Origin of the sequence: Reyranella sp., assembly GCF_050185545.1 — a bacterium.
Lineage (GTDB): Bacteria > Pseudomonadota > Alphaproteobacteria > Reyranellales > Reyranellaceae > Reyranella.
Genome location: NZ_JBFWZI010000116.1, coordinates 1 through 24,004 on the forward strand (window position 1 = coordinate 1; position 24,004 = coordinate 24,004).

Consider the following 24,004-nt stretch of genomic DNA (forward strand, 5'->3'; position numbering starts at 1 on the left):
TATGACGGCACCGTGCTGCTGGTGAGCCACGACCGCGACTTCCTCGACCGGCTGGTGACCTCGACGATCGCGCTCGAGGGCGACGGCACGGCGATCGAGTATGCCGGCGGCTACAGCGATTACGTGGCCCAGCGCGGTCCGCGCGAGGCGCCGGCAACGACGGCGCGGCGCGACAAGACACCTGTCGCGGCGCAGCGCCCGGAGGCCTCAGCTACCCCGGCGCGGCGGCTGGGCTACAAGCGCGAACGGGCGCTCGCCGAGCTGCCCAAAAAAATCGACGCGCTGCATGCCGAGATAGGCTCCCTGCAGCAGGCGCTCGCCGATGCCGATCTCTATCGCCGCGACGCCGCATCCTTCGCCGCCAAGACCAGCCGCCTCGGCGCCGCTCAGGCCGAACTCGACGCCGCCGAGACCGAATGGCTGGAACTGGAGATGCTGCGCGAGGAGCTCGAGGGCTGACGCGCGCGCATTTCTCATGCGCCGGGAGCGCGCCACTCCGTGGCGCTCATGCTTTTCTTCCGAGCCGCAATTGGTGTTTCCGCCATCCCGATGAACGCCACGGAGTGGCGCACTCATAGGCGCTAACTTTGGCCGGTCCAGCAAAGTCCTCATCCTGAGGAGGTCGCGTAGCGACCGTCTCGAAGGATGCGCGACAGACCAGATCGCTGGAATAGCGGTGTTGCAACATCGGATTTGTTGCCGACCAAAGGGCGAAGGTTACTTCGCCCGAATCGAGACGCGGCCTCCAGGCCGCTCCTCAGGGTGAGGTCCCCTGTAAGTTAAGTTCAGAACTCCTGACATAGGCCAATGCGGGAATGTCCGGCTCTGCCAGAGCGGACACGTTTGGGTCCGCAGCCTATGCCGAAGAACCTCTGATTTTGCGAGCAGAACACGTTTTCGATGCCACAAACCGGACAGGTATTGGTCCGCACCCCCACCAACGAAAACTCCAGCATTTTCGGTGCCACAACCGCCTATGTCAGGAGTTCTGAAGTTAGCGCCTACGAGTGGCGCACTCCCGCCCATGAGCATCACCGCCGGCGTAGGCTACTTTGCCTTGAGCGGCGCGCCCTTGATGGAGCGGTTCCATCAAATCGAGAATCGCCCTAATCGACGAACGCCTTCTCAACGACGAACTCGCCGGGAACCGTCGTGCTGCCCTCGGTGAGACCGGCACCCTCCAGTAGGACGCGGAGGTCGGCCAGCATCTGCACGCTGCCGCACAGCATGAAGCGATCGTGCTCCTTGCCGATGGGCGGCAAGCCGACATCACGCGCCAGGGTGCCGCTCGCGATCAGGTCGGAGATGCGGCCGCGGTTGCGGAACGGTTCGCGGGTGATGGTCGGGTAGTAGACGAGCTGGTCGCGCACCAGGTCGCCCAGGATCTCGTCGGCGGGCAGCTCGTCGGCGAGCCTGGAGCGGTAGGCGAGATCGCGCACGTGGCGGCAGCCGTGGACCAGGACCACCTTCTCGAAGCGCTCGTAGACCTCGGGATCGCGGACGATCGAGAGGAAGGGCGCGAGCCCGGTGCCGGTGCCCAGCAGGTAGAGATTGCGGCCCGGCGTCAGGCTGTCGAGCAGCAGCGTGCCGGTGGCCTTGGCGCCGACCAGGATCGCATCGCCCGGCGCGAGATCCTTCAGGCGCGAGGTCAGCCGGCCGTCGGGGACCTTGATGGAGAAGAACTCCAGCTCGTCGTCGTAGTGGGCGCTGGCGATCGAGTAGGCGCGCAGCAGCGGCTTGCCGTCGACCCTGAGACCGATCATCGTGAACTGCCCGCTGGCGAAGCGGAAACCCTTGTCTCGGGTGGTCCTGAAGCTGAACAACTCGTCGGTCCAGTGGTGGACCGATTGCACGATCTCGTTCCTCAACGCGCTCAAAACACGCCTCCGCCGGCCGTCGGGCCAGGCTGCCGTCGATCGATTGTGGGGATGGCGATGGCTCGGCGGCTGATGTAGGAGCCGCGCCGCGAAGTGCAAGGGACCATAGGCCGCACGTGGGCGCCGGCCTCCCTCGATCCGGCTCGCCGGCAACTGCGCGATTGACGCCCCGCGAGGCCTCGGCTAACCCCCGCAGTCCCCTGGAACCCCGACCGTGCCCGACTCCGCCATTTCCCCCGCGTTCGACGCCCATCTCGCCGGCCATCCGGCCGGCTTGCGGCGGACGTTCGCCATCATCTCCCATCCCGACGCCGGCAAGACGACGCTGACCGAGAAGCTGCTGCTGTTCGGCGGAGCCATCCATGTCGCGGGCGCGGTCAAGGCGCGCGGCGAGGCGCGGCGGGCGCGCTCGGACTGGATGAAGATCGAGCAACAGCGCGGCATCTCGGTCACCACCTCGGTGATGCATTTCGAGTATGGCGGCGCGGTGTTCAATCTCCTGGACACGCCGGGCCACGAGGATTTCAGCGAGGACACCTACCGCACCCTGACCGCGGTCGATTCGGCGGTGATGGTGATCGACGCCGCCCGCGGCATCGAGGCGCGCACCCGCAAGCTGTTCGAGATCTGCCGCCTGCGCGACGTGCCGATCGTCACCTTCATCAACAAGCTCGACCGCGAGGCCAAGGACCCGATCGAGCTCCTGGACGAGATCGCCTCGACCCTGGCGCTCGACGTTGCGCCCATGACCTGGCCGACCGGCTCGGGCCAGGCTTTCAAGGGGACCTACGATCTCGCTCGCAACCGCATGCTGGTGTTCGATTCGAGTGACCGCAGCCGCATCGGCGAGGTGATCGAGAACTACACGATCGACGACCAGCGGCTGGCCGAGGAGGTCGAGCTGGTGCGCGCCGGCTATCCTGCCTTCGATCTGGAGTCCTACCGGGCCGGCCATCTGACGCCGGTGTTCTTCGGCAGCGCCTACAACAATTTCGGCGTCCGCGAACTCTTGGACGCGCTGGCCGCCTGGGCGCCGCCACCCCGGCCGCAGCCGGCCGAACCGCGGCCGATCGATCCGGTCGACCCCAAGGTCACTGGCTTCGTGTTCAAGGTCCAGGCCAACATGGACCCCAACCACCGCGACCGCATCGCCTTCATGCGCCTGTGCAGCGGCAGGTTCCGCCGTGGCATGAAGCTCACACAGATGGGCACCGGCAAGGTGCTGTCGGTCAACTCGCCGATCCTGTTCTTCGCCCGCGAGCGCGAGATCGTCGACGAAGCCTGGCCGGGCGACATCATCGGCGTGCCCAATCACGGCGTGCTCAGGGTCGGCGACACGCTGACCGAGGGCGAGACGGTGAAGATCACCGGCATCCCCAACTTCGCGCCGGAAATCCTGCGCCGCGTGAAGCTCGAGGATCCGATGAAGTCCAAGCAGCTCAAGCGCGCGCTCGACGATCTCGCCGAGGAGGGCGTGACCCAGGTATTCCGCCGCATCATCGGCGGCGATCACATCGTGGGTGTCGTCGGCGAGCTGCAGCTCGACGTGCTGAAGACCCGCGTCGAGGCCGAGTACCAGGTCAAGATCGAGCTGGAGCCGGCGCCGTTCGAGACCGCGCGCTGGATCGCCGCCGACAGCAAGGCCGATCTCGACGCCTTCATGTCGGCCAACCGCGGCGGCATGTCCGAGGACCGCGACGGCTCCCCGGTCTTCCTGGCCCGCAACGCCTGGGAGCTGGGCTACATCGCCGAACGTTCGCCGAAAATCCGCTTCTCCGACATCCGCGAGCGGGCGTAGATGTTTCCTCCCCAGCGGAGCTGGGGAGGTGTCGCGTCATACGCGACGGAGGGGTCATTGCTGGGAGCGCGCCACTTCGATGGCGCTCATGGGATGTGTCTTCAACGAGAAGAGCGCCATCGGAGAGGCGCGCTCCAGCAATGAGCTCACGCAGGAGGAGTCCCATGACCACATCCATCGTCCGCATCGACCCCGGCCCGCGTCTCAGCGAAGCCAGCGTCCACGGCGACCGCATGTATCTCTCCGGCATGACCCCGGAGGACACCTCGCTCGACATCACCGGGCAGGTGAAGCAGGCCCTGGCCGAGATCGATGCGCTGCTGGCGCGCGGCGGTAGCGACAAGACCAGGATCCTGAGCGCCGTGATCTGGCTCGCCGACATCGCCGACTTCGCCGCCATGAACGCGGTGTGGGACGCCTGGGTGGTGCCCGGCCAGGCGCCGGCGCGCGCCACGGTGCAGGCGCGGCTGAACGACCCGAGAATGAAGGTCGAAATCATGGTCGTCGCGGCGCGCTAGCCTCTGCTAAGGTCGCCGCCGCCCAAAAGCCCAACGAGGAGAGGAGAGGACGATGGTGCAACGTATCAATGCTGGTCCGCGCATGAGCAGCGCGGTGGTGCACGGCAACACGGTCTATCTCGCCGGCCTGACGGCCGACGATGCGAAGGCCGACGTCAAGGGCCAGACCGCCCAGATCCTGGCCAAGATCGACAAGTTCCTGGCCGAGGCCGGCACCGACAAGTCGAAGATCCTGTCGGCCAACATCTGGCTGACCGACATCGCGACCTGGAGCCAGATGAACGAGGTGTGGGACGCCTGGGTCGCCCCCGGCAACACGCCGGCCCGCGCCACCGTCGAGGCCAAGCTCGCGGCCCCGGGCCTCAAGGTCGAGATCATGGTGCAGGCGGCGAAGTAAGCCTTCGCTTCTTACGAAGAAATGAAGGGCCGGCATTCGCCGGCCCTTTTTCTTGTCCGTATTCGGCACACGCGGCCGCGCAGTGGCGAGTGCAATTGATTGCACACGGTCGTGGCTGCAGGCGCGAGCCAGTCCGGCTGGCCCTTGTGCCCGCTGGTGTGACGTCGTGATAGCAGGTGTGATCAGCAGAGCAGGTGCGATTGAACAGACGATGGTGGCTGCAGGGGAGAGCCAACGCGGCTGTCCGCTCTGCCCGCTCGTGCGGCGTCGTGATAGCCGGCTTGAACATATGCGCGCGATTCGAACGACATCACCGTGATCGCCATGACCGACGCAAGCCAACCCACCGCTGACGCAACGACGTTCCGGTGCGTCAGTGCCAAGTCCTTGATTCCAAACGCCGGTGACGCACGGACGCAACGGACGCAAGAATCGGAGCCGACTCTCCACGGCCGCTCTGCGAAGGGGGAGGTGACACACGTGAGGGAGCGGGCGTCGGATGACCCCGACCGCAAGACGGCGGCCCCGACCGCACCAGGCGTTCCGAACTGTCGCTTGCGGTCGGGCCAACTCCTTGATTCCAAAGGCTCCGACCGCAACCGACCGCACCGACCGCAAGAAAAGAGGGTCGTTCTATTCTGTGGGCCGGCGCGTGACGCTCTCTCCCAGCCATGGAGTGCTCCGGCGTCCGCCCGAAGTGTCGAGCTCCTTGATCCGTGCAGGACGATCCCTGATCCGCTTCTGAAATTCCCTGATCTGGTGCTTCAATTTCCCTGTTCTGGTGCGAGCAAATCCCTGATCCAATTCCCTGTTATGGGCTGCCGGCACCGTGATAAAAGCCCGATCTGGCAGCATTTCAGCCGTGTCGGCGGCGATTTTTCTTGGCGACAACAGCGTGGTCGCGATGCAGTAGCGGCCGCCGTGCAGTCGACTGCGCATAGGCCTGCAACGACACGCCGGGAGGAGAGATCGTTGCCTTCCCGGGCAGGCGATGCTGCCACTGCCGGCATGATCACGGGATGCGAGCGACGCCGTAGCGCAGCATCTCTCTCGACCGGCGGCGGCTCACGTATTGCCGGTCACCTTCAGCACGAACCGTATGACGGCGTCGAAGGCGTCCGAGAGCAGCCAGTTGAGGACGTTGAGGTTGGTGCCGATCTGGCTGCCGATCAGCGGCAGGATGAACAGCAGGCCGATGATGATGAACATGCCGTAGGGCTCCAGCCTGGCGAGCGGCACGGCCAGAAAATCGGGCAGCAGGCCGACGGCGACGCGCCCGCCGTCGAGCGGTGGCAGCGGCAGCATGTTGAAGACGGCGAGGATGACGTTGAGCACGATCATGTTGCGAAGGTTTTCGACCACCCACGGCACGGCCTGCGGCGGCAGCAGGGGCAGCGCATGGGCGAGCAGGCCGGCGGCGAGGGCGAGCACGATGTTGATGCCCGGGCCGGCCGCCGCCACCAGCACCATGTCCCGCCGCGGATTCTTGAGCATCCGGAAATTCACCGGCACCGGCTTGGCGTAGCCGAACAGGAACGGCGCATGCGTCAGCAGCAGGATGCCGGGCAGCAGGATGGTGCCGAACGGATCGACATGCTTCAGCGGGTTGAAGGTGACGCGGCCCAACCGCGCGGCGGTCGGATCGCCGCGCCTGGAGGCGACGAAGGCGTGCGCCGCCTCGTGCAGGGTGATCGCCAGCAGGGCAGGGATCACCCAGGTCGAGGCGGTGTACAGCGTCGACAGCAACTGCTCGTTCATGATGGTTCCCGACGATCGCCGCGTGGGGCCGCGCGACCGGCGCCTGTCCTGTGGTTGGTCTTGCTAGTTGGTCGGCCCGAGGATCTTGCCGGGATTCATGATGTTGTCGGGATCGAGCGCCCGCTTGATCGAGCGCATCAGCGACATCGCCTCGCCATGCTCCTCGTAGAGGAACTTGATCTTGCCCATGCCGACGCCGTGCTCGCCAGTGCAGGTGCCGCCGAGCGCCAGGGCGCGCGCCACCATGCGGTCGTTCAGCGCCTCGGCGCGCGGCAGGTAGGTCGGGTCGTCGGGGTCGACCATCATGGTGAGATGGAAGTTGCCATCGCCGACATGGCCGACGATCGGGGCGTAGATCCTGCTGGCGACGATGTCCTTCTGCGTCTCGAGGATGCATTCGGCGAGCCGCGAGATCGGCACGCAGACGTCGGTCGCCCACATGCCCCAGCCGGGCCGCGCCGACTTGGCCGCCCACGCCGCGTCGTGGCGCGCCTGCCACATCCTGCTGCGCTCCTCGGCCTGGCCGGTCCAGGCGAAGTGGCTGCCGCCGTTGTCGGCGGCCAGCGCCTGCACCATCTCGGCCTGCTCCTTCGTGCTCGCCTCGGTGCCGTGGAATTCCAGCATCAGCGTGCTCTTCAACGGCAGGTCGAGCTTGGAGTACCTGTTCACGGTGTCGACCGTCTCGGTGTCCATCAGCTCGATGCGCGCCACCGGGATGCCGGACTGGATGGTCTGGATCACCGTGTTGACCGCGCCTTCCAGCGTGTCGAAGGCGCAGGTCGCCGAGACCATCGATTCGGGGATGCCGTAAAGACGCAGCGTGATCTCGGTGATGATGCCGAGCGTGCCCTCGGAGCCGACGAACAGCTTCACGAGGTCGTAGCCCGCCGACGATTTGCGCGAGCGGCGGCCGAGCCGCATCAGCCGGCCGTCCGGCGTCACGACCTGCAGAGCCAGCACGTTCTCGCGCATGGTGCCGTAGCGCACCGCGTTGGTGCCCGAGGCGCGCGTGCTGGTCATGCCGCCGATCGAGGCGTCGGCGCCGGGATCGATCGGGAAGAACAGGCCGGTGGCGCGGATGTATTCGTTGAGCTGCTTGCGCGTGACGCCCGGCTGCACCACCACGTCGAGGTCGGCCTCGTTGACCGCCAGCACCCTGTTCATGCGGCTGACGTCGAGGGAGATGCCGCCGTTGAGCGCGCTGATGTGGCCCTCCAGCGAGGTGCCGGTGCCGAAGGCGATGATCGGCGTCTTGTGCCGGGCGCAGAGCTGCACGATCTGCTGCACCTCCTCGGCCGACTCGGCGAACACCACGGCGTCGGGCAGGTGCGCCTCGTGGAACGAGATGTCCTTGCCGTGCTGCTCGCGCACGGCATGGGACGTGCTGACGCGGTCGCCGAAAAGCTTCTTCAGCTCGGCGACGGTGAGATCGACCTCGGGGGCTCTTGCCTGGGCCTGGGCGGCCATTGCGGTTCTCCTGGCCCCCCTTCGCTCCTGCGGAGCTTCGGGCGACCTGTGTCATGTCGTTTGCCTCGGCCTCCCGAAGCTGCCCGGCAGCGTAGGGTGGCTGGCGTAGGGCCTGTGGATACGCTGAAACGCCGCGAAAGCCAACCGAGGGAATGGGCGGCAATAGATCGGTCGTGTGCGACAGGCGATTGGGACCTGAGCCACGGCCTTCAGGAAGCGGCCGCTGGCCCAGAGCTGCCTCTCGACCGTCACGCGGCAAGGTCGGGCAATGCCAGGTCAAGGGCGTCGCGATCTCGCCCGCCATGGCCGTCGGCATGAAGAAGGCACGGGCCTAGTGATGATTCGGCTGCGTTCTCAAGCAGCTTGTTCACATTTTGTGAACATGCTATTGAAGTCCCGTGCAGGTCATCGCCAAGAGGACGCTGCGGGAGTTCTGGCGGCGTCATCCCGCAGCCGAGACGCCGTTGAAACTTTGGTATGCCCGCGTCGTTCGAGCGCGTTGGCTGGGACCACGCGACGTTCGAGCACAATTCGGGGCGACAGTAGACTTTGTCGCCGGAAACAGGGCGATCTTCGATGTTGGCGGCAACAAGTATCGACTGGTTGTGAAGATAGACTATGCCGTTGGATTGGTGTTGGTTCGTTTCGTCGGGCTTCATGCCGCCTACGACCGGATCGATGCCCGAACCGTGTGAGGACACACGATGCCGATGAGACCTATTCGGACACGGGCAGAACACGATCGGGCCCTGGCGGAGATCGAGCGCCTGATGGGCGCAAAGCGTGGCACGCCACGGGCAGACCGGCTCGAGGTGCTCGTCGCGTTGGTCACTGCGTACGAAGCGACACGCGACAGGATAGACCTGCCAGAGCCGATCGAGGCGATCCAAACTCACATGGAGGAGCGCGGCCTGGAACAAGCCGATTTTGCGCGCCTGGTGGGATCGCGTTCACTGGCGTCGGCGATCCTCAATCGCAAGCGGCCGATGTCCCTGTCGGTTATCCGCAAGCTTTCGACGGCGTGGGACATTCCGGCGGAAGTCCTGGTCCAAATCTATCGCCTCGAAGGTCAGCGACCACCCAAGGCCGCCTAAAGGGTGGCCGGCTGCCGCGTGTTCCGTGCCGCCTGCCCGGGATGCATCAGGACTAGCCGCGTTGCCAGCAGCGCACCGAGCGCAAGCGAAACGCCGATGCCGGCGACGCAGGCGGTCCAGCCCAGGCGGTCGAACAGAACGCCGAGCACCGCGCTGCCGGTGAGGCCGCCCAGGAAGTAGCTGGCGAGGTAGAGGCCGCTGGCGGCGCCGCGGTCGACGGTGGCGGCGCGGCCGACGAAACCGGTGGCGGTGGCCTGGGCGAAGAACGTGCCGACGGCGAGCAGGGCGAGGCCGGCGAGCACGGCGGAAAGCGTGTCGGCGAGCAGGAACGGCAGGCCGGCGGCGGCGAGCGCGAAGGCCGACCACAGGGCGGGGCGCGTGCCGATGCGGGCGGCGACCTTGCCGGCGAGCGGCGTGGTGACGATCGACGGCAGGAAGACGAAGTAGACGACGCCCAGCATCATCATGCCGACCGAGAAGGGCGGACGCACGAGCACGAAGTTCACGTAGGTGAAGGTGCCGATGAAGGCGAACAGAATGAGGAAGCCGATGGCGAAGGCGGCGCGCAGGGCCGGGTTGGCGAGATGGACGAGGAAGCTGTCGAACGGGTGGCCATGGCTCATGTCGGCCAGCCGCATCGGCGGCGTGCGCTCGACGCTGAACCACACCAGGATGGCGCCGGCGAAATTGAGCGCGGCGAAGATATGGAAATTGGCGGCGAGGCCCCAGTGATCGACCAGGCCCGCCGCCAGCAGGCGGCCGAACAGGTTGCTCGCCACGTTGCCGGTGATGTAGGCGGCGAAGGCGCCGGCGGTGTCGGCGGCGCTCGTATGCTCACCGAGATGGGCCAGCGTGAGCGCGAAGGCCGTCGACATGCAGAGGCCCTGGGCGATGCGCAGCAGGGTGAACAGCGGCAGGTCGGGCATGGTCGCGAGCAGCGCCGTCGGCAGGGCGAGCAGCGCCAGGCTCGCGAGGATGCCGCGCCGCCGGTCGAGATGGCGGCCGAACAGGGCGACGGCCAGGCCGCCCGCGGCCATGCCGATGGTGGTGGCGTTGACGGCGAAGCCCATCTCCGCCGGCGACACGCCGTAGGCACGGGTGAGCGCCGGCAGGATGGCCTGCGTCGCGAACAGATCGACCACGGTCAGGAAGGCGGTGAGGCCGATCGTGAACGCGCGCAGGACACCGGACATGGGACGCTCCTCGGCTCGAGGTTACATGCCGTGGTCGTTGGGATCGGCAGCGATGTCGAACGACAGCAGCACGGCCGCGGCCTTGCCGTTGTTCTGCCACCAGTGCGCGGTGGCATGCGACTCGCGCGCCACTTCGCCCGCCTTGTGGACGATCGGCACGGCGCAGTTGCTGGCGTTCTCGACGATCTCGCCGCTGACGATGTAGATCAGCGCCGGCCGATCGGCATGGCTGTGCCAGGGCACGATGCCGCCCGGCTGCACCTCGAGCTTGCGGACGCGCATCATGTGACCCTTGAGGGCGACCTTCTCGCCGGCGAGGTCGATGGACGACAGGACCTTGTCGGTCACGCCCTTGGGGCCATGGGTGACCGGTTTGACGGCGTCGGCCTTGACCTTGTCGGCCGGGCATTCGCCGGCAAGGGCGGGACCGGCCAGGCCGAGCCCGGCAAGCAGAAGGGTTGAAACGAGGGCAGGGCGAACAAACATGGGCATCTCCGTCGAATGGGCCGAGACCGGGTTGGTCGAGGCGATGGGCGGAGCATCGGCCGAGGCTGTGTGAAGCGAAAATGCCGATCAGGAATGGATTCCATAGCCGGGGACGATCGCCCTATAAGCGGCGCGGGCCCCGCATCGCGGCGAGACGTGAAGGGCGAGAGCTGAGGACTGGGCAAGAGCTGAGGGGAGACCGAGAATGACAATTCGCTTCGACAACCGGGTCGCCATCGTCACCGGCGCCGGCGGCGGCCTCGGCCGCGCCCATGCCCTGCTGCTGGCATCGCGCGGTGCCAGGGTGGTGGTGAATGATCCCGGCGGCGCGGTCGACGGCAAGGGCGGCAATCACGCGGCGGCCGACAAGGTCGTGGCGGAGATCAAGGCAGCGGGCGGCAGCGCCGTCGCCAACTACGATTCGGTGGCCGAGCCTGCGAGTGCGGGCAACATCGTCAAGACGGCGGTCGACGCGTTCGGCACGGTCGACATCGTCGTCAACAATGCCGGCGTGCTGCGCGACAAGACCTTCCACAACATGACGGTCGAGGATTTCGACTTCGTCGTGAAGGTGCACTTCCTCGGCACCGCCTACGTCACCCATGCCGCCTGGCCGATCCTGCGGGCCAAGGCCTACGGCCGCGTCGTCGTGACCTCGTCGAACTCCGGCATCTACGGCAATTTCGGCCAGGCCAACTATGCCGGCGCCAAGCTCGCCGTCGTCGGGCTCATGAACGCGCTGCGTCTCGAGGGCCAGAAGTACAACGTGCTGATCAATGCGCTGGCGCCGGTCGCCGGCACGCGCATGACCGAGAGCCTGATGACGCCCGAGATGCTGGCCAGGCTCGATCCCTCGTTCGTTTCGCCGATGGTCGCCTATCTGTGCAGCGAGCAGTGCCAGCACACCGGCGAGATCTGGAGCGCCGGCGCCGGTTACTTCGCGCGCATCGAGTATCGCGAGGCGCCGGGCGTACGCATTGCGGGCCGCGCCCCCACCATCGAGGACGTCGCTGACAACATCGAGAAGATCGCCGACCTCTCGACAACCAAGGTCTACCGGACCTCGTCGGAGGAAGTGGCGGCGGTGGTCGGCAGCTGAAGAGCGGGTGCCCGGCACGCGGCCGACTGGCGCCGATCGCGGATTGGCTCGCCAGCGAGGGCCGGCTGGTGGCCACGCCGTCGGCTTTCCTCGAGCAGCTGGGCGACCGGCTCGCCAAGGCCGGGCTGCCGGTCTGGCGCATCTATATCGGTCTGCAGCTCGTCCATCCCGAGCTGCAGGCCATGGCCTACGTCTGGCGGCGCGGCGAGAAGGTGCAGGAGATCGCCCGCGCCTTCGGCACCCAGTTCACCTCGGCCTACATCGGGAGCCCCCTGCAGGAGGCGCGCGAGCAGAACCGGGCGGTGCGGTATCGCCTGAAGGACGTCGGCCCGAGCCACAGCCTCACGCTGCGCGAGGTCAAGGCCGACGGCGGCACCGACTATCTCGCCCTGCCGATGCGACTGCGCCGCGAGGGACCGCTGCCGGTCGTCACCTTCACGACCAACGACCCGGCCGGCTTCTCCGACCAGGACATCGCCGACTTCACGCGCCTGGTCGACATGGTGGGCGCCATCGTCGAATCCCACATCGAGCGCGGCGTTGCCGATACGGTGGCGCGGACCTATCTCGGCCGCGAGATCGGCCAGCGCGTGCTGAACGGCGCCATCCGGCGCGGCGAGGGCCAGGAGATTCGCGCGGTCCTGTGGTTCTCCGACCTGCGCGACTTCACCGGCATGAACGAGCGCATGACGCCGGGCGAGCTGCTCGAGCTGTTGAACAATTACCTGCAGCTGGTCGGCGACGCGCTCGACGCGAACGGCGGGGAGATCCTGAAATTCATCGGCGACGGCGTGATGGGCTACTTCCCCGCCGAGGACGCGCTGTTCCTGCCGATGGTGACCTCGGCCGCGCTCGCTGCGGCGCGCCGGCTGATGGGCGACATCGAGGCCGCCAACGAGGCGCGCGCCACCGGCGGGTTGGAGCCGCTGCGCTTCGGCATCGGCCTGCATGTCGGCACGGTGACGTTCGGCAATGTCGGCACCGGCAACCGCCTCGACTTCACCGTCATCGGTCCGGCCGTCAATCTCACCGCCCGGCTGGAAAACCTGACCAAGGAGCTCAAGGTCCCGGTGCTGGCGTCGGCCGCCTTCAACGAGGTCTGCCCGGTGCCGCTCACCTCGCTCGGCTTCCATCGCCTGCGCGGCGTTGCCGAGCCGGTCGAGGTGTTCACCCTGCCCTCGTGATGACGCGCAGACAGAAATCGACGTGCCGCGATGCGACGCGGCCGGATGGCGCTGGAACGGCCCGCGTGCCAGTCTCCGCGGCCATGGACATAACGCCCGTAATCGCCGCTCTCGAAGACGGCGTGCTGACCCTGACGCTCAACCGGCCGCAGCGGCTCAACGCCATGAGCCCGGCGCTGATCGAGACGATCAACCACGAGCTCGCCCGCGCGCGCGACGACGCCGATATCCGCGCCGTCCTGCTGACGGGCGTCGGCCGCGGCTTCTGCGCCGGCGCCGACCTCGCCGATGGCGGTCCAGGTGATGGTGCGGCGGACGGCCCGCGCGATCTCGGCGCCGCCATGGACCGCATCTTCAACCCCATGATCCGCGCCATGCGGGCGCTGCCCAAGCCGATCGTCGCTGCCGTGAACGGCATCGCGGCGGGCGGCGGCGCCAACCTGGCGCTGGCCTGCGACATCGTGCTGGCCGCCCGCTCGGCCCGCTTCGACCAGGCCTTCGTGCGCATCTCGCTGATCCCCGATCTCGGCGGCACTTATTTCCTGCCGCACATCGTGGGCGATGCGCGTGCCCGCGGCCTGGCGATGCTCGGCAGCTCGGTGCCGGCCGAGGAAGCGGCGCGCATGGGCATGGTGTGGCAGGTCTTCGACGATGACGCGCTGATGGCAGAGGCGCAGAAGCTCGTCCATCGGCTGGCCAAGGGGCCGACGCTCTCGTATGCCGCCATCAAGCAGGCCATGAACGTCGCCGCCACCAACACGCTCGACCAGCAGCTCGACCTCGAGCGCGACAGCCAGCGCGCGCTGAGCCTGAGCGCCGACTGCAAGGAGGGCATCGCCGCCTTCCTCGCCAAGCGCCCCGCCAACTTCACCGGACGATGAGCCCATGAGCTACGACAGGATCATCCTCACCAAGGACCAGGGCCTCGCCACGCTGACGCTGAACGTGCCGGAGAAGCTCAACGCCGTGTCGCGCAAGATGATCGTCGACATCAAGGATTGCTGGGAGAAGCTCGCCCAGGATTCCTCGGTGCGCGCCGTGCTGCTGACCGGCGCCGGCCGCGGTTTCTGTGCCGGTGCCGACCTGGCCGATCCCGATCGCGAGGGCGTCGGTGGGGACGCGGGCTCAGCTCTCGAGAAGCACTTCAATCCGGTAATCCGCCTGATGCGCGCGCTGCCCAAGCCGATCATCGCGGCGGTCAACGGGCCGGCGGCGGGCGTCGGCATGAGCTTCGCGCTCGCGGCCGACATCGCGGTGGCGGCCAAGTCGGCGACCTTCCTGCAGGCCTTCGCCCGCATCGGCCTGCTGCCCGACGGCGGCAGCACGTGGTTCCTGCCGCGCCTGGTGGGCGATCAGCGCGCCCGTGCGCTCGCGATGCTGGCGCCGCAGATCACCGCGACGCAGGCCAAGGAATGGGGTCTGATCTGGGATGTCGTCGAGGATGCCGACCTGATGAAGACGGCGACGGACATCGCCCGCCGCCTGGCCGACGGCCCGACCCTGTCGCTGGCCCGCATCAAGGAGGCGTTGGGGCGCGCCAGCGGCAACGATCTCAGCCAGCAGCTCGACGTCGAGCGCGACTTCCAGCGCGAGCTGGGACGCAGCGAGGATTTCAGGGAAGGCGTCGCGGCCTTCCTCGGCAAGCGCAAGCCGGCTTTCAAGGGCAAGTAGTTGGGGGAGAGATCATGACGACGCCACACAAGGAGATCACCTCGGGCCTCAGGTTTCCGGAGGGCCCGGTCGCCATGCCCGACGGCTCGGTGATCCTGGTCGAGATCGCCCGCCAGACGCTGACCCGCGTTATGCCAGACGGCAAGCAGCATGTGATCGCCACTCTGGGCGGCGGCCCGAACGGGGCGGCGATGGGGCCGAACGGCAAGATCTACGTTACCAACAACGGTGGCTTCAACTGGATCAAGCTGCCCGACGGCCGGACCTTCCCCGGCACACAGCCGGCCGAGTACAAGGGCGGCTCGATCCAGGTCGTCGATCCGGAGACCGGCAAGTTCGAGACGCTCTACGAGTCGTGCGACGGCCGCAAGCTGAACGGCCCCAACGACCTGGTGTTCGACGATGCCGGCGGTTTCTGGTTCACCGACCTCGGCAAGACGCGCGACCGTGATAGCGACCGCGGCGCGGTCTACTATGCCAAAGCCGACGGCTCGAAGATCGAGGAGAAGATCTTCCCGCTCGAGCGGCCCAACGGCTGCGGCCTGTCGCCCGACGGCAAGGCGCTCTACGTCGTCGAGACGCCGACCGCGCGCTGCTGGAGCTTCGAGCTCTCGGCGCCGGGCGAGATCAAGTCGGCCAATGGCCCCTATCGCGGCGAGAAGGGCCGCGTGGTGGTGGGCCTCGGCGGCTACCAGATGTTCGATTCGCTCGCCGTCGATTCGGCGGGCCACATCTGCGTCGCCACGCTGATCACCGGCGCGGTGTCGGACATCTCGCCCGACGGCCAGTCGGTGACCCAGTACAAGCTGCCCGACGCGATGGTCACCAACGTCTGCTTCGGCGGCAAGGAGTTGCGCACGGCCTACGCCACGCTCTCGCTCACCGGCAAGCTGGTGAGCTTCGAATGGCCGCGCCCAGGCCTGAAGCTCGAGTATTTGAACAAGTAGGCATCATCGCTGGGACCGCGCCACTCATGCTCTTCCGGACCGCGGGCGTCCCGCCCGCTCAGATTCATGAACGGGCGGGACGCCCGCGGTCCGGAAGAGCATGACCTACCCCTTGGCCAGCGCCCTCACCTCGCGGCTGGCGACGACGCGGCCCGCGGCGTAGGCCTCGTGGTTGGCGTCGACGTCGGCGAGCTTGTAGCGGTAGTTCACCATCATGGCGTACGATTGGCGGAAGCCGTTGCCGCTGGTGTCGCCCAGCCAGTTCAACCGCTCGACGATGGCGCCATTGCCGAGATGGAAATGGGCGACGCGGTCGATGGCGCGGCCGCGCTCGTCCGTCGCGGTGAGGTACTTGGCCGCCAGCCGGCTCAGGATCGGGCGCAGCGCCTTGGAGATCGCCGGCACCTCCCACCACACCGGTCGGTCGAGCAGCATGCGCACCGCGGCGGCGCCGGTGGCCTCGTCGATCACCGGCGCCAGCGAGGCGATCTCCGCGGCGGTCAGGACCTGGTCGCCTTCGGCCTTCAACCGTCCGTCGATGTAGTGCCGCAGGCCCGGGATCGGCGAGAGGGTAGCGAACTCCTTGATGTTGGGCAGGTCGCGCGCCAGCTGGTCGGCGACGCGCTTGATCAGGAAGTTGCCGAAGCTGATGCCGGCCAGCCCCTGCTGGCAGTTCGAGATCGAGTAGAAGATGGCGGTGTTGGCGTGGCGCGTATCGTGCGTAGCCGCGCGGGCGTCGAGCAGCCGCTGGACGTTGCCGGCGAGGCCGTCGACCAGCGCCACCTCGACAAAGATCAGCGGCTCGTCCGGCATGCGCGGATGGAAGAAGGCGAAGCAGCGGCGGTCGCTGTCGAGCCGGTTCTTGAGATCGCGCCACGAGCGGATGGCGTGCACCGCCTCGTAGGCGACGAACTTCTCGAGCAGCGAGGCCGGCGCCTCCCAGTCGATGCGCACCAGGTCGAGAAAGCCGACATCGAACCATGCGCTGAGCAGCGGCCGCAGGTCCTCGCTCAGCATGCGCGCCGCCGCGTCCGACTTGCCGAGAGTCAGCAGCTCGGCGCGCAGGTCGACCACGAACTTCACGCCCTGGGGCACGCCGACGAACTCGCGCAGCAGGCGCACCGCCGGCGGCTCGAGCGCCTTGACCAGGGCGCGCGGCGCGTCCTTCGAGGCGCGCCACCGTTCGACCGTCGCCAGCGCCGCCTCGCGCGGCAGGCCGTAGTCGTGCGCCAGCGTCAGCAGGAACTTCCGGCGGCCGGCCGAGGACAGGGACAGGTAGGTCTGGCCGAGCTCGGCGGCGCGTCGGCGCTGCGCCGTCTCGCCGCCCTTGCCTTCGAGGCAGGCATCGATGCGTCCCTTCAGGCGCGGGATGTCGTCGTCGGGCAGATCGGGACGGATCGGCGCCCCCACGACCTCGCGCGCGCCGCGGGTCGTCTCGACGAAGGCCGTGCGCAGCCGCTCGAGCGTGCGATCGACGGTGCTGGAAAGAGGAAGGACCATGGCCCAATTATGTCATGCTGAACGTGTCACTGCAGTGGCATCGACCATCGCAATTGCCGCAGCAGCAACCGTGCCATTTTCGGCCGCGCCGACGCTTGGCGGCGCACTCCCGTGGCGTCAGCGCCGCGCGAACTCGAACAGCGGGCCGCTGTCGAGGGCGCCTTCGATCTCCAGCATGCGCCGCTTGGTGGCAACGCCGCCATTGGCCGAAAAGCCGCCCATCCTGCCGTTGGCCGCCAGCACGCGATGGCAGGGCACGATGATGGCCACCGGGTTGCGGCCGAGCGCCTGACCGACCTCGCGCGCTTCCTGCGGTACGCCGAGACGTCTGGCGATGTCGCCGTAGGTCAGCGTCCGGCCGGGCGGAATGGTGCGCGCCACCGCGTAGACCTTGCGATGGAACTCGGGGACCTCGTCGAGGTCGAGCGCCACATCCGAAAGATCGATCGCCGCACCGCCGAGCAGCGCCAGCACCCGATCGATGGCGCGCTGCACATCGGCCGGCGGCTCGGACTCGTGCGCCCCCGGCCAGCGCCGGCGCAAGCGGGTCCGCGTGGCCTCGGCACTCGCCTCGGGCAATTGCAGCCCGGTGATGCCGTTCGCATTCCAGGCGATGCCGCAGACGCCGAGTGGTGTCTCGAAGAGGGCAAAGCCCGGCGCGGTCGCAGTGCTGGTCGTCATGACGGCTACCGTCCTCCCTGGCCGGTCGACCCGTCAAGGGTGCGTCACGCCACCCGGCGCAGCCGGGCCAGCTCGCTGTCCATCAGGGTGCGGTACGGCCCCTTGCGCAGCAGCAGCTCCTCGGGCGAGCCGTCCTGCATGACGCGGCCGCGATCGAGAACGATGATCCGGTCGAAGCTGCGCAGCGTCGACAGGCGATGGGCGATGGCGATCACGGTGCGGCCCTGCATCAGGCGGTCGAGAGCTTGGCGGATCAGCTCCTCGGATTCGCCGTCGAGCGAGGAGGTGGCCTCGTCGAGCAGCACGATCGGTGAATCCTTCAAGAGCGCACGCGCAATGGCGATGCGCTGGCGCTGGCCACCCGACAGGCGCGTGCCGCGCTCGCCGACGATCGTCGCGAAGCCGTCCGGCAGGGCCTCGATGAAGTCGCGACAGCGCGCCGCCTCGGCCGCCGCGACCACGTCCGCATCGGACGCGTCGGGCCGGCCATAGCGAATGTTGTCCAGGATCGAGCGGTGCAGCAGGGAAATGTCCTGCGGCACGAAGGAGATCGCGTGACGCAGGCTTTCCTGCGTGATGTGCGCGATGTTCTGGCCGTCGATCAGGATGCGACCGCTGTCGACGTCGTGAAAGCGCTGCAGCAGCGCCAGCACCGTCGACTTGCCGCCGCCCGACGGGCCGACCAGCCCGGTCCGCCGGCCGGCGGCGATCCTGAGGCTGAGGCCCTCGAACAGCTTGCTGCCGCCGGGATAGGCGAAGGCGACGTTCTCGAACGCCACCCCCTGTTGCCGCGGCACCAGGGCTACCGCCGCGGGGTGCTCGCGAAGGGCATGGGGCTGCAGCAGGGTGGCAATCGCCTCGGCAAGCCGCGCCATGTGCTGGGTAACGTCGACCAGCGCCACCGCCAGGTCACGCGTGGCATGCAATACAGTGAAGCCCAGCGTGCATACCAGAACGACGTCGCCGACGCTCGCCTGGCCGCGCTGCCACAGCACGATCGCCCAGGCCAGGATCGCGACCGTCAGAACGATGGTAATGGCAGCGTGCAGCAGGCGCAGCCTCTCGAGGTACTGCAGACTGCGCCGGCGCGCGCTCATCTCGCTGTCTATCGTGCGGTCGAAGCGGCTGTGCTCGCGGCCGATCGCGCCGAAGGTCCTGACCAGCGGCATGTTGCCGAGGACGTCGGTCAGCTCGCCTTCGACCCGCGCGGCGCGATCGGCGAAGCCGTGATGAAGCGGCGCACCGCGGGCCGCCATCCGGAACAGCAACACCATGATGATGCCGGAGATGGCGAACAGCGCCATCGCCATGGGCAGGCTGACGACCGCCAGGTAGGCGATGGCGCCCATGGTTGCCGCGCACGGCGGCAGCACGTTCCAGATGAAGAGATTCTCGACGGCGAAGGAGGCGTTCGAGGTGGCCGTCACCCGGCCGGTGAGCGTGCCCGTCAGGCGCTGCGCGAAGTAGCTTGGTGCGTGTCCCGTGAGATAGCGGAACAGCTCACTGCGCAGATCGCCGGTGACGCCGACAAAGGCATGGCTTGCGATCCAACCGGCCAGACGCCACAACAGGTTGTCGGCGGCAATCAGCGACACCAGGAGTCCAAAGGCCAGCCAGATGCCGCCCGCGGTCGGGCCGGCCGACAGCGTGTCGACCAGAAACTTGACGCCGTACTGCGTGCTGATCGAGCAGCCGACCGCACCCAGCACCGCTGCAAGAATGGAGGCGTGCGCAACCCATCGGCGGCGCACATAGCGCAGCACGAACGCAACGGGCCGGTGCGCGTAATTGCTGAGACGATCCATATTCCGAAGAAGTGCAACGATTGAGCCGCGATTTCGTTACATGAGGAGAGGGGAACTCTGCGTGACAAATAAGTGGCTGCCACCTCGCGACCGCATTTTGTCGTCATCGAAGTTTCGAGTTCGTGTACCGAACCCCGGCGTCTCGCCGGGGTTCGTTGCTGTCTGGCGCTCGTGTCATTCGTTTCAAAGGAGGGCGGCTTCATGCGTATCGCGCAGATTGCACCGTTGACCGAGGCCATTCCGCCAAAGCTCTACGGCGGTACGGAACGCGTCGTCTCCTGGCTGACCGAGGAACTCGTGGCGCTCGGCCACGACGTCACGCTGTTCGCCAGCGGCGACTCCCGGACCTCGGCGAAGCTCGAGGCGATGTGGCCGCGTGCGCTGCGCATGGACGACAAGGTGCGCGACCCGATGGCGCTGCATGTCGCGATGCTGGAGCACGTCCGCCGACGGGCCCAGGAGTTCGATCTCCTGCACTTCCATCTCGACTACCTGCCGTTCTCGATGTTCTCGCGCCAGTCCACGCCCTTTGTCACCACCATGCATGGCCGGCTCGATCTGCCGGAGCATCAGACGGTATTCAATGCGTTCACGCACGTGCCGGTCATCTCGATCTCGAATGCGCAGCGCAGTCCGCTGCCCCAGGCGCGCTGGTTGAAGACGATCTATCATGGTTTGCCTTCGACCCTCCTGACGCCGCGGCCGATGAACCGCGACTACTTGGCCGTGCTGGGCCGGATAGCACCCGAGAAGGCGGTCGACAGGGCGATACGCATCGCCCAGCGCTGCAACCTGCCGCTGAAGATCGCGGCCAAGGTGGATCGCGTCGATGTCGACTACTTCGCCAACGAGATACGGCCGCTGCTCGACTTGCCGGGTATCGAGTACATCGGTGAGATAAGTGACGCGGACAAGTCCGAGTTTCTGAGCGGTGCGCGCGCGCTGCTCCTGCCGATCGACTGGCCCGAGCCGTTCGGCCTGGTGATGATCGAGGCCATGGCCTGCGGCACGCCCGTAATCGCCTATCCCAGCGGCTCGGTGTCCGAGGTCGTCGAGCATGGCCTGACCGGCTTCATCGTCGATGACGAAGCCGCTGCCGTGAATGCCATCGAGCATCAGCTCCCGCGCCTGTCGCACCAGAAGATCCATGCGCGATTCAAGGAGCGCTTCACTGCCCACCGCATGGCGGTCGACTACCTGAAAGTATATCACGCCCTCGCGACGGGGACGCGGCGTCCGCTGCGCACCGTCAACGGCACCACAGCGCCAGCCGCGCGCGACCATGAGGGCCGTCATCAAACTGGCATGCATGACGGGTTATACGTCTCGGATTGAGTCGATCCGAGGTGGGTTCGAGTGGTCGATCTGCGGGCTGAAAGCCGCGTCCGTCTGAAGGAAGCCGTGCGGCGCACCCGTGCGCTCTCCCTCGAAGGGGTTCTGGAGCGTTTGTTCGAGCGCCTCTTTCGCGGCCTGGTCTACACCCAGATCTGGGAGGACCCCGAGATCGATCTCGAGGCGCTGGCTCTGGGGCCGCAGTGTCGCGTCGTGGCCATCGCCTCCGGTGGCTGCAACGTCCTGTCGTACCTGACCGGGGATCCCGCGCACATCGTTGCCGTCGACCTCAGCCGGGCTCACGTGGCGCTCAATCGCCTGAAGGTGGTTGCGGCTACCCGGCTGCCGTCGTGGCAAGCCTTCTATGCTTTCTTCGGCGCAGCCGACGACGAGGCCAATCTCGACGCCTACGACCGGCTGATCGCGCCGCATCTCGACGCGCAGAGCCGTGCGTACTGGGAGGGGCGCAGCCTTCAGCAGCTCGGCCGCCGCCGCATCTCGATCTTCGCCCGCAATGCCTACCGGCACGGCGTGCTTGGCCGCTTCATCGGGCTTGCCCATGCCGCCGCACGCCTGCACGGCGTCGACCTGCGCGACCTCCTGAACGCACGCACGCTCGAGGATCAGCGCGCCTTCTTCGAAACCATGCTGGCACCATTGTTCGACAAGCCGGTCGTGCGCTGGGCGACCGCCAACCGGCTGTCGCTGTACGGTCTCGGCATCCCGCCGGCCCAGTACGAGGCCCTCGCGGGCGGCCGCGACATGGGCTCGGTCCTGCGCTCGCGCGTCGAGCGCCTAGCCTGCGGCTTCAGCCTCGACGACAACTACTTCGCCTGGCAGGCGTTCGGTCGACGTTACAGCGCCGACGGCCAGGGGCCGTTGCCACCCTACCTGCGGCGCGCGCAGTTCGACACGATCCGCGCGCGGGTCGATCGCATCGAGGCGTTGAACCGCTCGGTGACCGAGCATCTTGCCGCGTGCCCCGACGCCTCGTGCGATCGCTACGTCCTGCTCGATGCCCAGGACTGGATGACCGACGCCCAGCTCGAAGCGCTGTGGACCGAGATCACCCGTACGGCGCGCGCAGGCGCGCGCGTCATCTTCCGCACCGCCGCCGAGCCGTCGCTGCTGCCCGGCCGCCTCGATCCGGCGCTGCTGGCGCGCTGGCGCTACGACGAGGAAGCCTCGCTCGCCTTCACCGCGCGCGATCGCTCGGCAGTCTATGGCGGCTTTCATCTCTATGTTCTGGCCGGGCAGGCACGTGGGTGATCCGGCCGCGCCCGACCTGATGGACCGCCTCTATCGGCATCAGCGGCACGTCTACGACCTGACGCGGAAATTCTATCTCCTTGGCCGCGACCGCCTGATCGACGATCTGGCGCCGCCGCCGGGCGGGCGCGTGCTGGAGGTCGGCTGCGGCACGGCGCGCAACCTCGTCCACGCCGCGCGGCTGTGGCCCCAGGCTACCTTCTACGGCGTCGATCTTTCGCACGAGATGCTGGCGACGGCCCGGCGGACAGTCGGTCGGTCTGGCCTGCAGGGGCGCATCCGCCTCGCCCGTGCCGACGCCACCAGCTTCGATCCGGCGCTGTCGTTCGGCGTGCCGGGCTTCTCGCGAATCTTCTTCTCGTACAGCCTGTCGATGATCCCGGCCTGGCGCGACGCGCTGGCGCGGGCGCTGCATTGGCTGCCGGCCGGCGGTGAACTGCATATCGTCGACTTCGGCGGCCAGGAGCACCTGCCGGGATGGTTCCGCGCCGGTCTCCGCCGGTGGCTGGCGTGGTTCCATGTCGAGCCGCGCGAGGGGCTCGAGGCCGAGCTCGCGGCGCTGGCGGTCGGTGGCGGCGCGCTGTGCTGCCTCGACCGCCCACATGGCGGTTATGCCCAATACGCCGTGTTCCGCCGCGGCCCGACCGGTTAACGCTTCCCGACCGGGAGTTGGCAAGGCCCCAGGAGTTGGCAAAGCCCTAGGCGCGATGCTACCCCGGCAGATCGACTGAGTCGGGAGTAGTCAACATGACCGAAGCCTTCATCTGCGATGCCATTCGCACGCCGGTCGGCCGCTATAATGGCGGGCTTGCCGCCATGCGCGTGGACGATCTTGCCGCCCACCCCATCAAGGCGCTGATGAAACGCAACGCGAGCGTCGATTGGGGCTCGGTCGACGACGTGATCTACGGTTGCGTCAACCAGGCGGGCGAGGACAACCGCAATGTCGCGCGCATGGCCGGCCTTCTGGCCGGGCTTCCCGTCGAGGTCGCCGGCGCCACCGTCAATCGGCTGTGCGGGTCGGGGCTGGAAGCGGCGGGGCACGCGGCGCGCGCCGTCAAGCTCGGCGAGGCCGACATGATGATCGCGGGCGGCGTCGAAGGCATGACGCGCTCGCCCTACGTCATGGGCAAGCCGGAGAGCGCGTTCGATCGCTCGATGAAGCTCGAGGACACCGTGCTTGGCTGGCGCTTCGTCAACCCGCGCATGAAGGCGGCCTACGGCGTCGATGCCATGGGTCAGACGGCCGAGAACGTCGCCGGCGAGCACCAGATAAGCCGTACCGACCAGGACGCCTTTGCCTACCGCAGCCAGCGCCGTTGCAAGGCTGCCCAGGAGCGCGGCTTCTTCGACAAGGAGATCGTCGAAGTCTGCGTCAAGAAGGGCAAGACCGAGGCGATCGTCGCCAGGGACGAGCATCCGCGCGGCGACACGACGATGGAAATCCTGGCCAAGCTGCCGGCGGCCTTTCGCGAAGGCGGCTCGGTGACGGCGGGTAACTCGTCGGGCCTGAACGATGCCGCCTGCGCCATGATCATTGCCTCGGAAGCCGCCGCCAAGGCCAATGGGCTTACGCCGCGCGCGCGCATCCTGGGCGCGGTGTCGGCCGGCGTGCCGCCGCGCGTCATGGGCATCGGGCCGGTGCCGGCGACGCAGAAGCTGCTGGCCAAGCTCGGCCTCACGGTGCGCGACTTCGACACGATCGAGCTCAACGAGGCCTTCGCCGCCCAGGCGCTGGCGGTGCTGCGCCAGCTCGGCCTCGCCGACGATGCCGACAACGTCAATCCGAACGGCGGCGCCATCGCCATCGGCCATCCGCTCGGCGCCTCGGGCGGCCGCCTGATGATCACCGCGCTCAACCAGCTCGAGGCGACCGGCGGCAAACGGGCGCTCTGCACCATGTGCATCGGCGTCGGCCAGGGCATCGC

23 protein-coding genes and 1 pseudogene are annotated in these 24,004 nt (G+C 67.6%); 15 read left to right on the top strand and 9 right to left on the bottom strand.

Annotated features, from left to right (window positions below):
• A pseudogene (locus AB7O82_RS25090) lies at nucleotides 1-459 on the top strand (ABC transporter ATP-binding protein); the annotation flags it as partial.
• 647 nt (nucleotides 460-1,106) lie between these two features.
• Here AB7O82_RS25090 and AB7O82_RS25095 read toward each other — a convergent pair.
• Nucleotides 1,107-1,877, bottom strand: a complete 771-nt coding sequence (locus tag AB7O82_RS25095) for a ferredoxin--NADP reductase (protein WP_428620423.1) — start codon at nucleotides 1,875-1,877, stop codon at nucleotides 1,107-1,109.
• Nucleotides 1,878-2,091: 214 nt separating this feature from the next.
• On the opposite strand from AB7O82_RS25095, the gene AB7O82_RS25100 reads away from it, so the two are divergent.
• From AB7O82_RS25100 to AB7O82_RS25110, 3 genes are all read left to right on the top strand, one after another.
• The gene (locus AB7O82_RS25100; protein WP_428555778.1) at nucleotides 2,092-3,675 is read left to right on the top strand and encodes a peptide chain release factor 3; all 1,584 of its coding nucleotides are present in this window, start codon (nucleotides 2,092-2,094) and stop codon (nucleotides 3,673-3,675) included.
• 164 nt (nucleotides 3,676-3,839) lie between these two features.
• Entirely contained in the window at nucleotides 3,840-4,193 is a 354-nt protein-coding gene (locus tag AB7O82_RS25105) for a RidA family protein (protein WP_428555775.1), read from the top strand.
• A gap of 52 nt (nucleotides 4,194-4,245) precedes the next feature.
• A complete protein-coding gene (locus tag AB7O82_RS25110; protein ID WP_428555771.1) occupies nucleotides 4,246-4,590 on the top strand; it encodes a RidA family protein in 345 nt (114 codons plus the stop codon).
• A 633-nt stretch (nucleotides 4,591-5,223) separates the two neighbouring features.
• Here the strand turns inward: AB7O82_RS25110 and AB7O82_RS25115 are convergent.
• The 3 genes from AB7O82_RS25115 to AB7O82_RS25125 all read right to left on the bottom strand — a co-directional run bounded on the left by AB7O82_RS25115 (nucleotide 5,224) and on the right by AB7O82_RS25125 (nucleotide 7,815).
• On the bottom strand, nucleotides 5,224-5,529 hold the full coding sequence (locus tag AB7O82_RS25115) for a hypothetical protein (RefSeq protein WP_428620424.1): 306 nt from the start codon (nucleotides 5,527-5,529) through the stop codon (nucleotides 5,224-5,226).
• A 126-nt stretch (nucleotides 5,530-5,655) separates the two neighbouring features.
• Complete coding sequence (locus tag AB7O82_RS25120; protein WP_428548774.1) at nucleotides 5,656-6,348, bottom strand: site-2 protease family protein; 693 nt, start codon at nucleotides 6,346-6,348, stop codon at nucleotides 5,656-5,658.
• Between the two features lie 63 nt (nucleotides 6,349-6,411).
• Nucleotides 6,412-7,815 (bottom strand): FAD-binding oxidoreductase, encoded by a 1,404-nt coding sequence (locus AB7O82_RS25125; protein ID WP_428548771.1) that lies wholly within the window; start codon nucleotides 7,813-7,815, stop codon nucleotides 6,412-6,414.
• A gap of 398 nt (nucleotides 7,816-8,213) precedes the next feature.
• On the opposite strand from AB7O82_RS25125, the gene AB7O82_RS25130 reads away from it, so the two are divergent.
• Both AB7O82_RS25130 and AB7O82_RS25135 read left to right on the top strand, forming a co-directional pair.
• Nucleotides 8,214-8,510, top strand: a complete 297-nt coding sequence (locus AB7O82_RS25130) for a type II toxin-antitoxin system HigB family toxin (RefSeq protein WP_428548768.1) — start codon at nucleotides 8,214-8,216, stop codon at nucleotides 8,508-8,510.
• A gap of 15 nt (nucleotides 8,511-8,525) precedes the next feature.
• Nucleotides 8,526-8,909, top strand: a complete 384-nt coding sequence (locus AB7O82_RS25135) for a helix-turn-helix domain-containing protein (protein ID WP_428548765.1) — start codon at nucleotides 8,526-8,528, stop codon at nucleotides 8,907-8,909.
• On the opposite strand, the gene AB7O82_RS25140 is transcribed toward AB7O82_RS25135, so the two are convergent.
• Nucleotides 8,906-10,102: an MFS transporter gene (locus AB7O82_RS25140; protein WP_428620426.1), complete on the bottom strand. Its 1,197-nt coding sequence runs from the start codon at nucleotides 10,100-10,102 to the stop codon at nucleotides 8,906-8,908. The genes AB7O82_RS25135 and AB7O82_RS25140 overlap by 4 nt on opposite strands.
• Before the next feature lie 21 nt (nucleotides 10,103-10,123).
• Nucleotides 10,124-10,588, bottom strand: a complete 465-nt coding sequence (locus AB7O82_RS25145; RefSeq protein WP_428548759.1) for a cupin domain-containing protein — start codon at nucleotides 10,586-10,588, stop codon at nucleotides 10,124-10,126.
• A gap of 205 nt (nucleotides 10,589-10,793) precedes the next feature.
• On the opposite strand from AB7O82_RS25145, the gene AB7O82_RS25150 reads away from it, so the two are divergent.
• The 5 genes from AB7O82_RS25150 to AB7O82_RS25170 all read left to right on the top strand — a co-directional run bounded on the left by AB7O82_RS25150 (nucleotide 10,794) and on the right by AB7O82_RS25170 (nucleotide 15,489).
• On the top strand, nucleotides 10,794-11,687 hold the full coding sequence (locus AB7O82_RS25150; RefSeq protein WP_428548756.1) for an SDR family oxidoreductase: 894 nt from the start codon (nucleotides 10,794-10,796) through the stop codon (nucleotides 11,685-11,687).
• Nucleotides 11,688-11,755: 68 nt separating this feature from the next.
• Nucleotides 11,756-12,871, top strand: a complete 1,116-nt coding sequence (locus AB7O82_RS25155; protein ID WP_428548753.1) for an adenylate/guanylate cyclase domain-containing protein — start codon at nucleotides 11,756-11,758, stop codon at nucleotides 12,869-12,871.
• 83 nt (nucleotides 12,872-12,954) lie between these two features.
• Nucleotides 12,955-13,752 carry an enoyl-CoA hydratase-related protein gene (locus AB7O82_RS25160; protein WP_428548777.1) on the top strand — a complete coding sequence of 266 codons (798 nt, stop codon included), beginning with the start codon at nucleotides 12,955-12,957 and terminating at the stop codon, nucleotides 13,750-13,752.
• A gap of 4 nt (nucleotides 13,753-13,756) precedes the next feature.
• Nucleotides 13,757-14,542, top strand: a complete 786-nt coding sequence (locus AB7O82_RS25165) for an enoyl-CoA hydratase-related protein (RefSeq protein WP_428548750.1) — start codon at nucleotides 13,757-13,759, stop codon at nucleotides 14,540-14,542.
• Nucleotides 14,543-14,556: 14 nt separating this feature from the next.
• A complete protein-coding gene (locus AB7O82_RS25170; protein ID WP_428548747.1) occupies nucleotides 14,557-15,489 on the top strand; it encodes an SMP-30/gluconolactonase/LRE family protein in 933 nt (310 codons plus the stop codon).
• Between the two features lie 105 nt (nucleotides 15,490-15,594).
• On the opposite strand, the gene AB7O82_RS25175 is transcribed toward AB7O82_RS25170, so the two are convergent.
• From AB7O82_RS25175 to AB7O82_RS25185, 3 genes are all read right to left on the bottom strand, one after another.
• A complete protein-coding gene (locus AB7O82_RS25175; RefSeq protein WP_428548744.1) occupies nucleotides 15,595-16,989 on the bottom strand; it encodes a malonyl-CoA decarboxylase domain-containing protein in 1,395 nt (464 codons plus the stop codon).
• A gap of 117 nt (nucleotides 16,990-17,106) precedes the next feature.
• Complete coding sequence (locus AB7O82_RS25180) at nucleotides 17,107-17,670, bottom strand: methylated-DNA--[protein]-cysteine S-methyltransferase (protein WP_428548741.1); 564 nt, start codon at nucleotides 17,668-17,670, stop codon at nucleotides 17,107-17,109.
• 44 nt (nucleotides 17,671-17,714) lie between these two features.
• Nucleotides 17,715-19,475: an ABC transporter ATP-binding protein gene (locus AB7O82_RS25185; RefSeq protein WP_428548738.1), complete on the bottom strand. Its 1,761-nt coding sequence runs from the start codon at nucleotides 19,473-19,475 to the stop codon at nucleotides 17,715-17,717.
• Nucleotides 19,476-19,676: 201 nt separating this feature from the next.
• Between AB7O82_RS25185 and AB7O82_RS25190 the strand changes: the two genes are divergently transcribed.
• From AB7O82_RS25190 to pcaF, 4 genes are all read left to right on the top strand, one after another.
• Nucleotides 19,677-20,810, top strand: a complete 1,134-nt coding sequence (locus AB7O82_RS25190) for a glycosyltransferase family 4 protein (RefSeq protein WP_428548735.1) — start codon at nucleotides 19,677-19,679, stop codon at nucleotides 20,808-20,810.
• A 66-nt stretch (nucleotides 20,811-20,876) separates the two neighbouring features.
• Complete coding sequence (locus AB7O82_RS25195; RefSeq protein WP_428548732.1) at nucleotides 20,877-22,076, top strand: DUF3419 family protein; 1,200 nt, start codon at nucleotides 20,877-20,879, stop codon at nucleotides 22,074-22,076.
• Nucleotides 22,069-22,728 (top strand): class I SAM-dependent methyltransferase, encoded by a 660-nt coding sequence (locus AB7O82_RS25200; protein WP_428548729.1) that lies wholly within the window; start codon nucleotides 22,069-22,071, stop codon nucleotides 22,726-22,728. Before AB7O82_RS25195 ends, AB7O82_RS25200 begins: the two co-directional genes overlap by 8 nt.
• A 95-nt stretch (nucleotides 22,729-22,823) precedes the next feature.
• The coding region (gene pcaF, locus AB7O82_RS25205) for a 3-oxoadipyl-CoA thiolase (protein WP_428620428.1) at nucleotides 22,824-24,004 on the top strand (1,181 nt) is incomplete at its 3' end.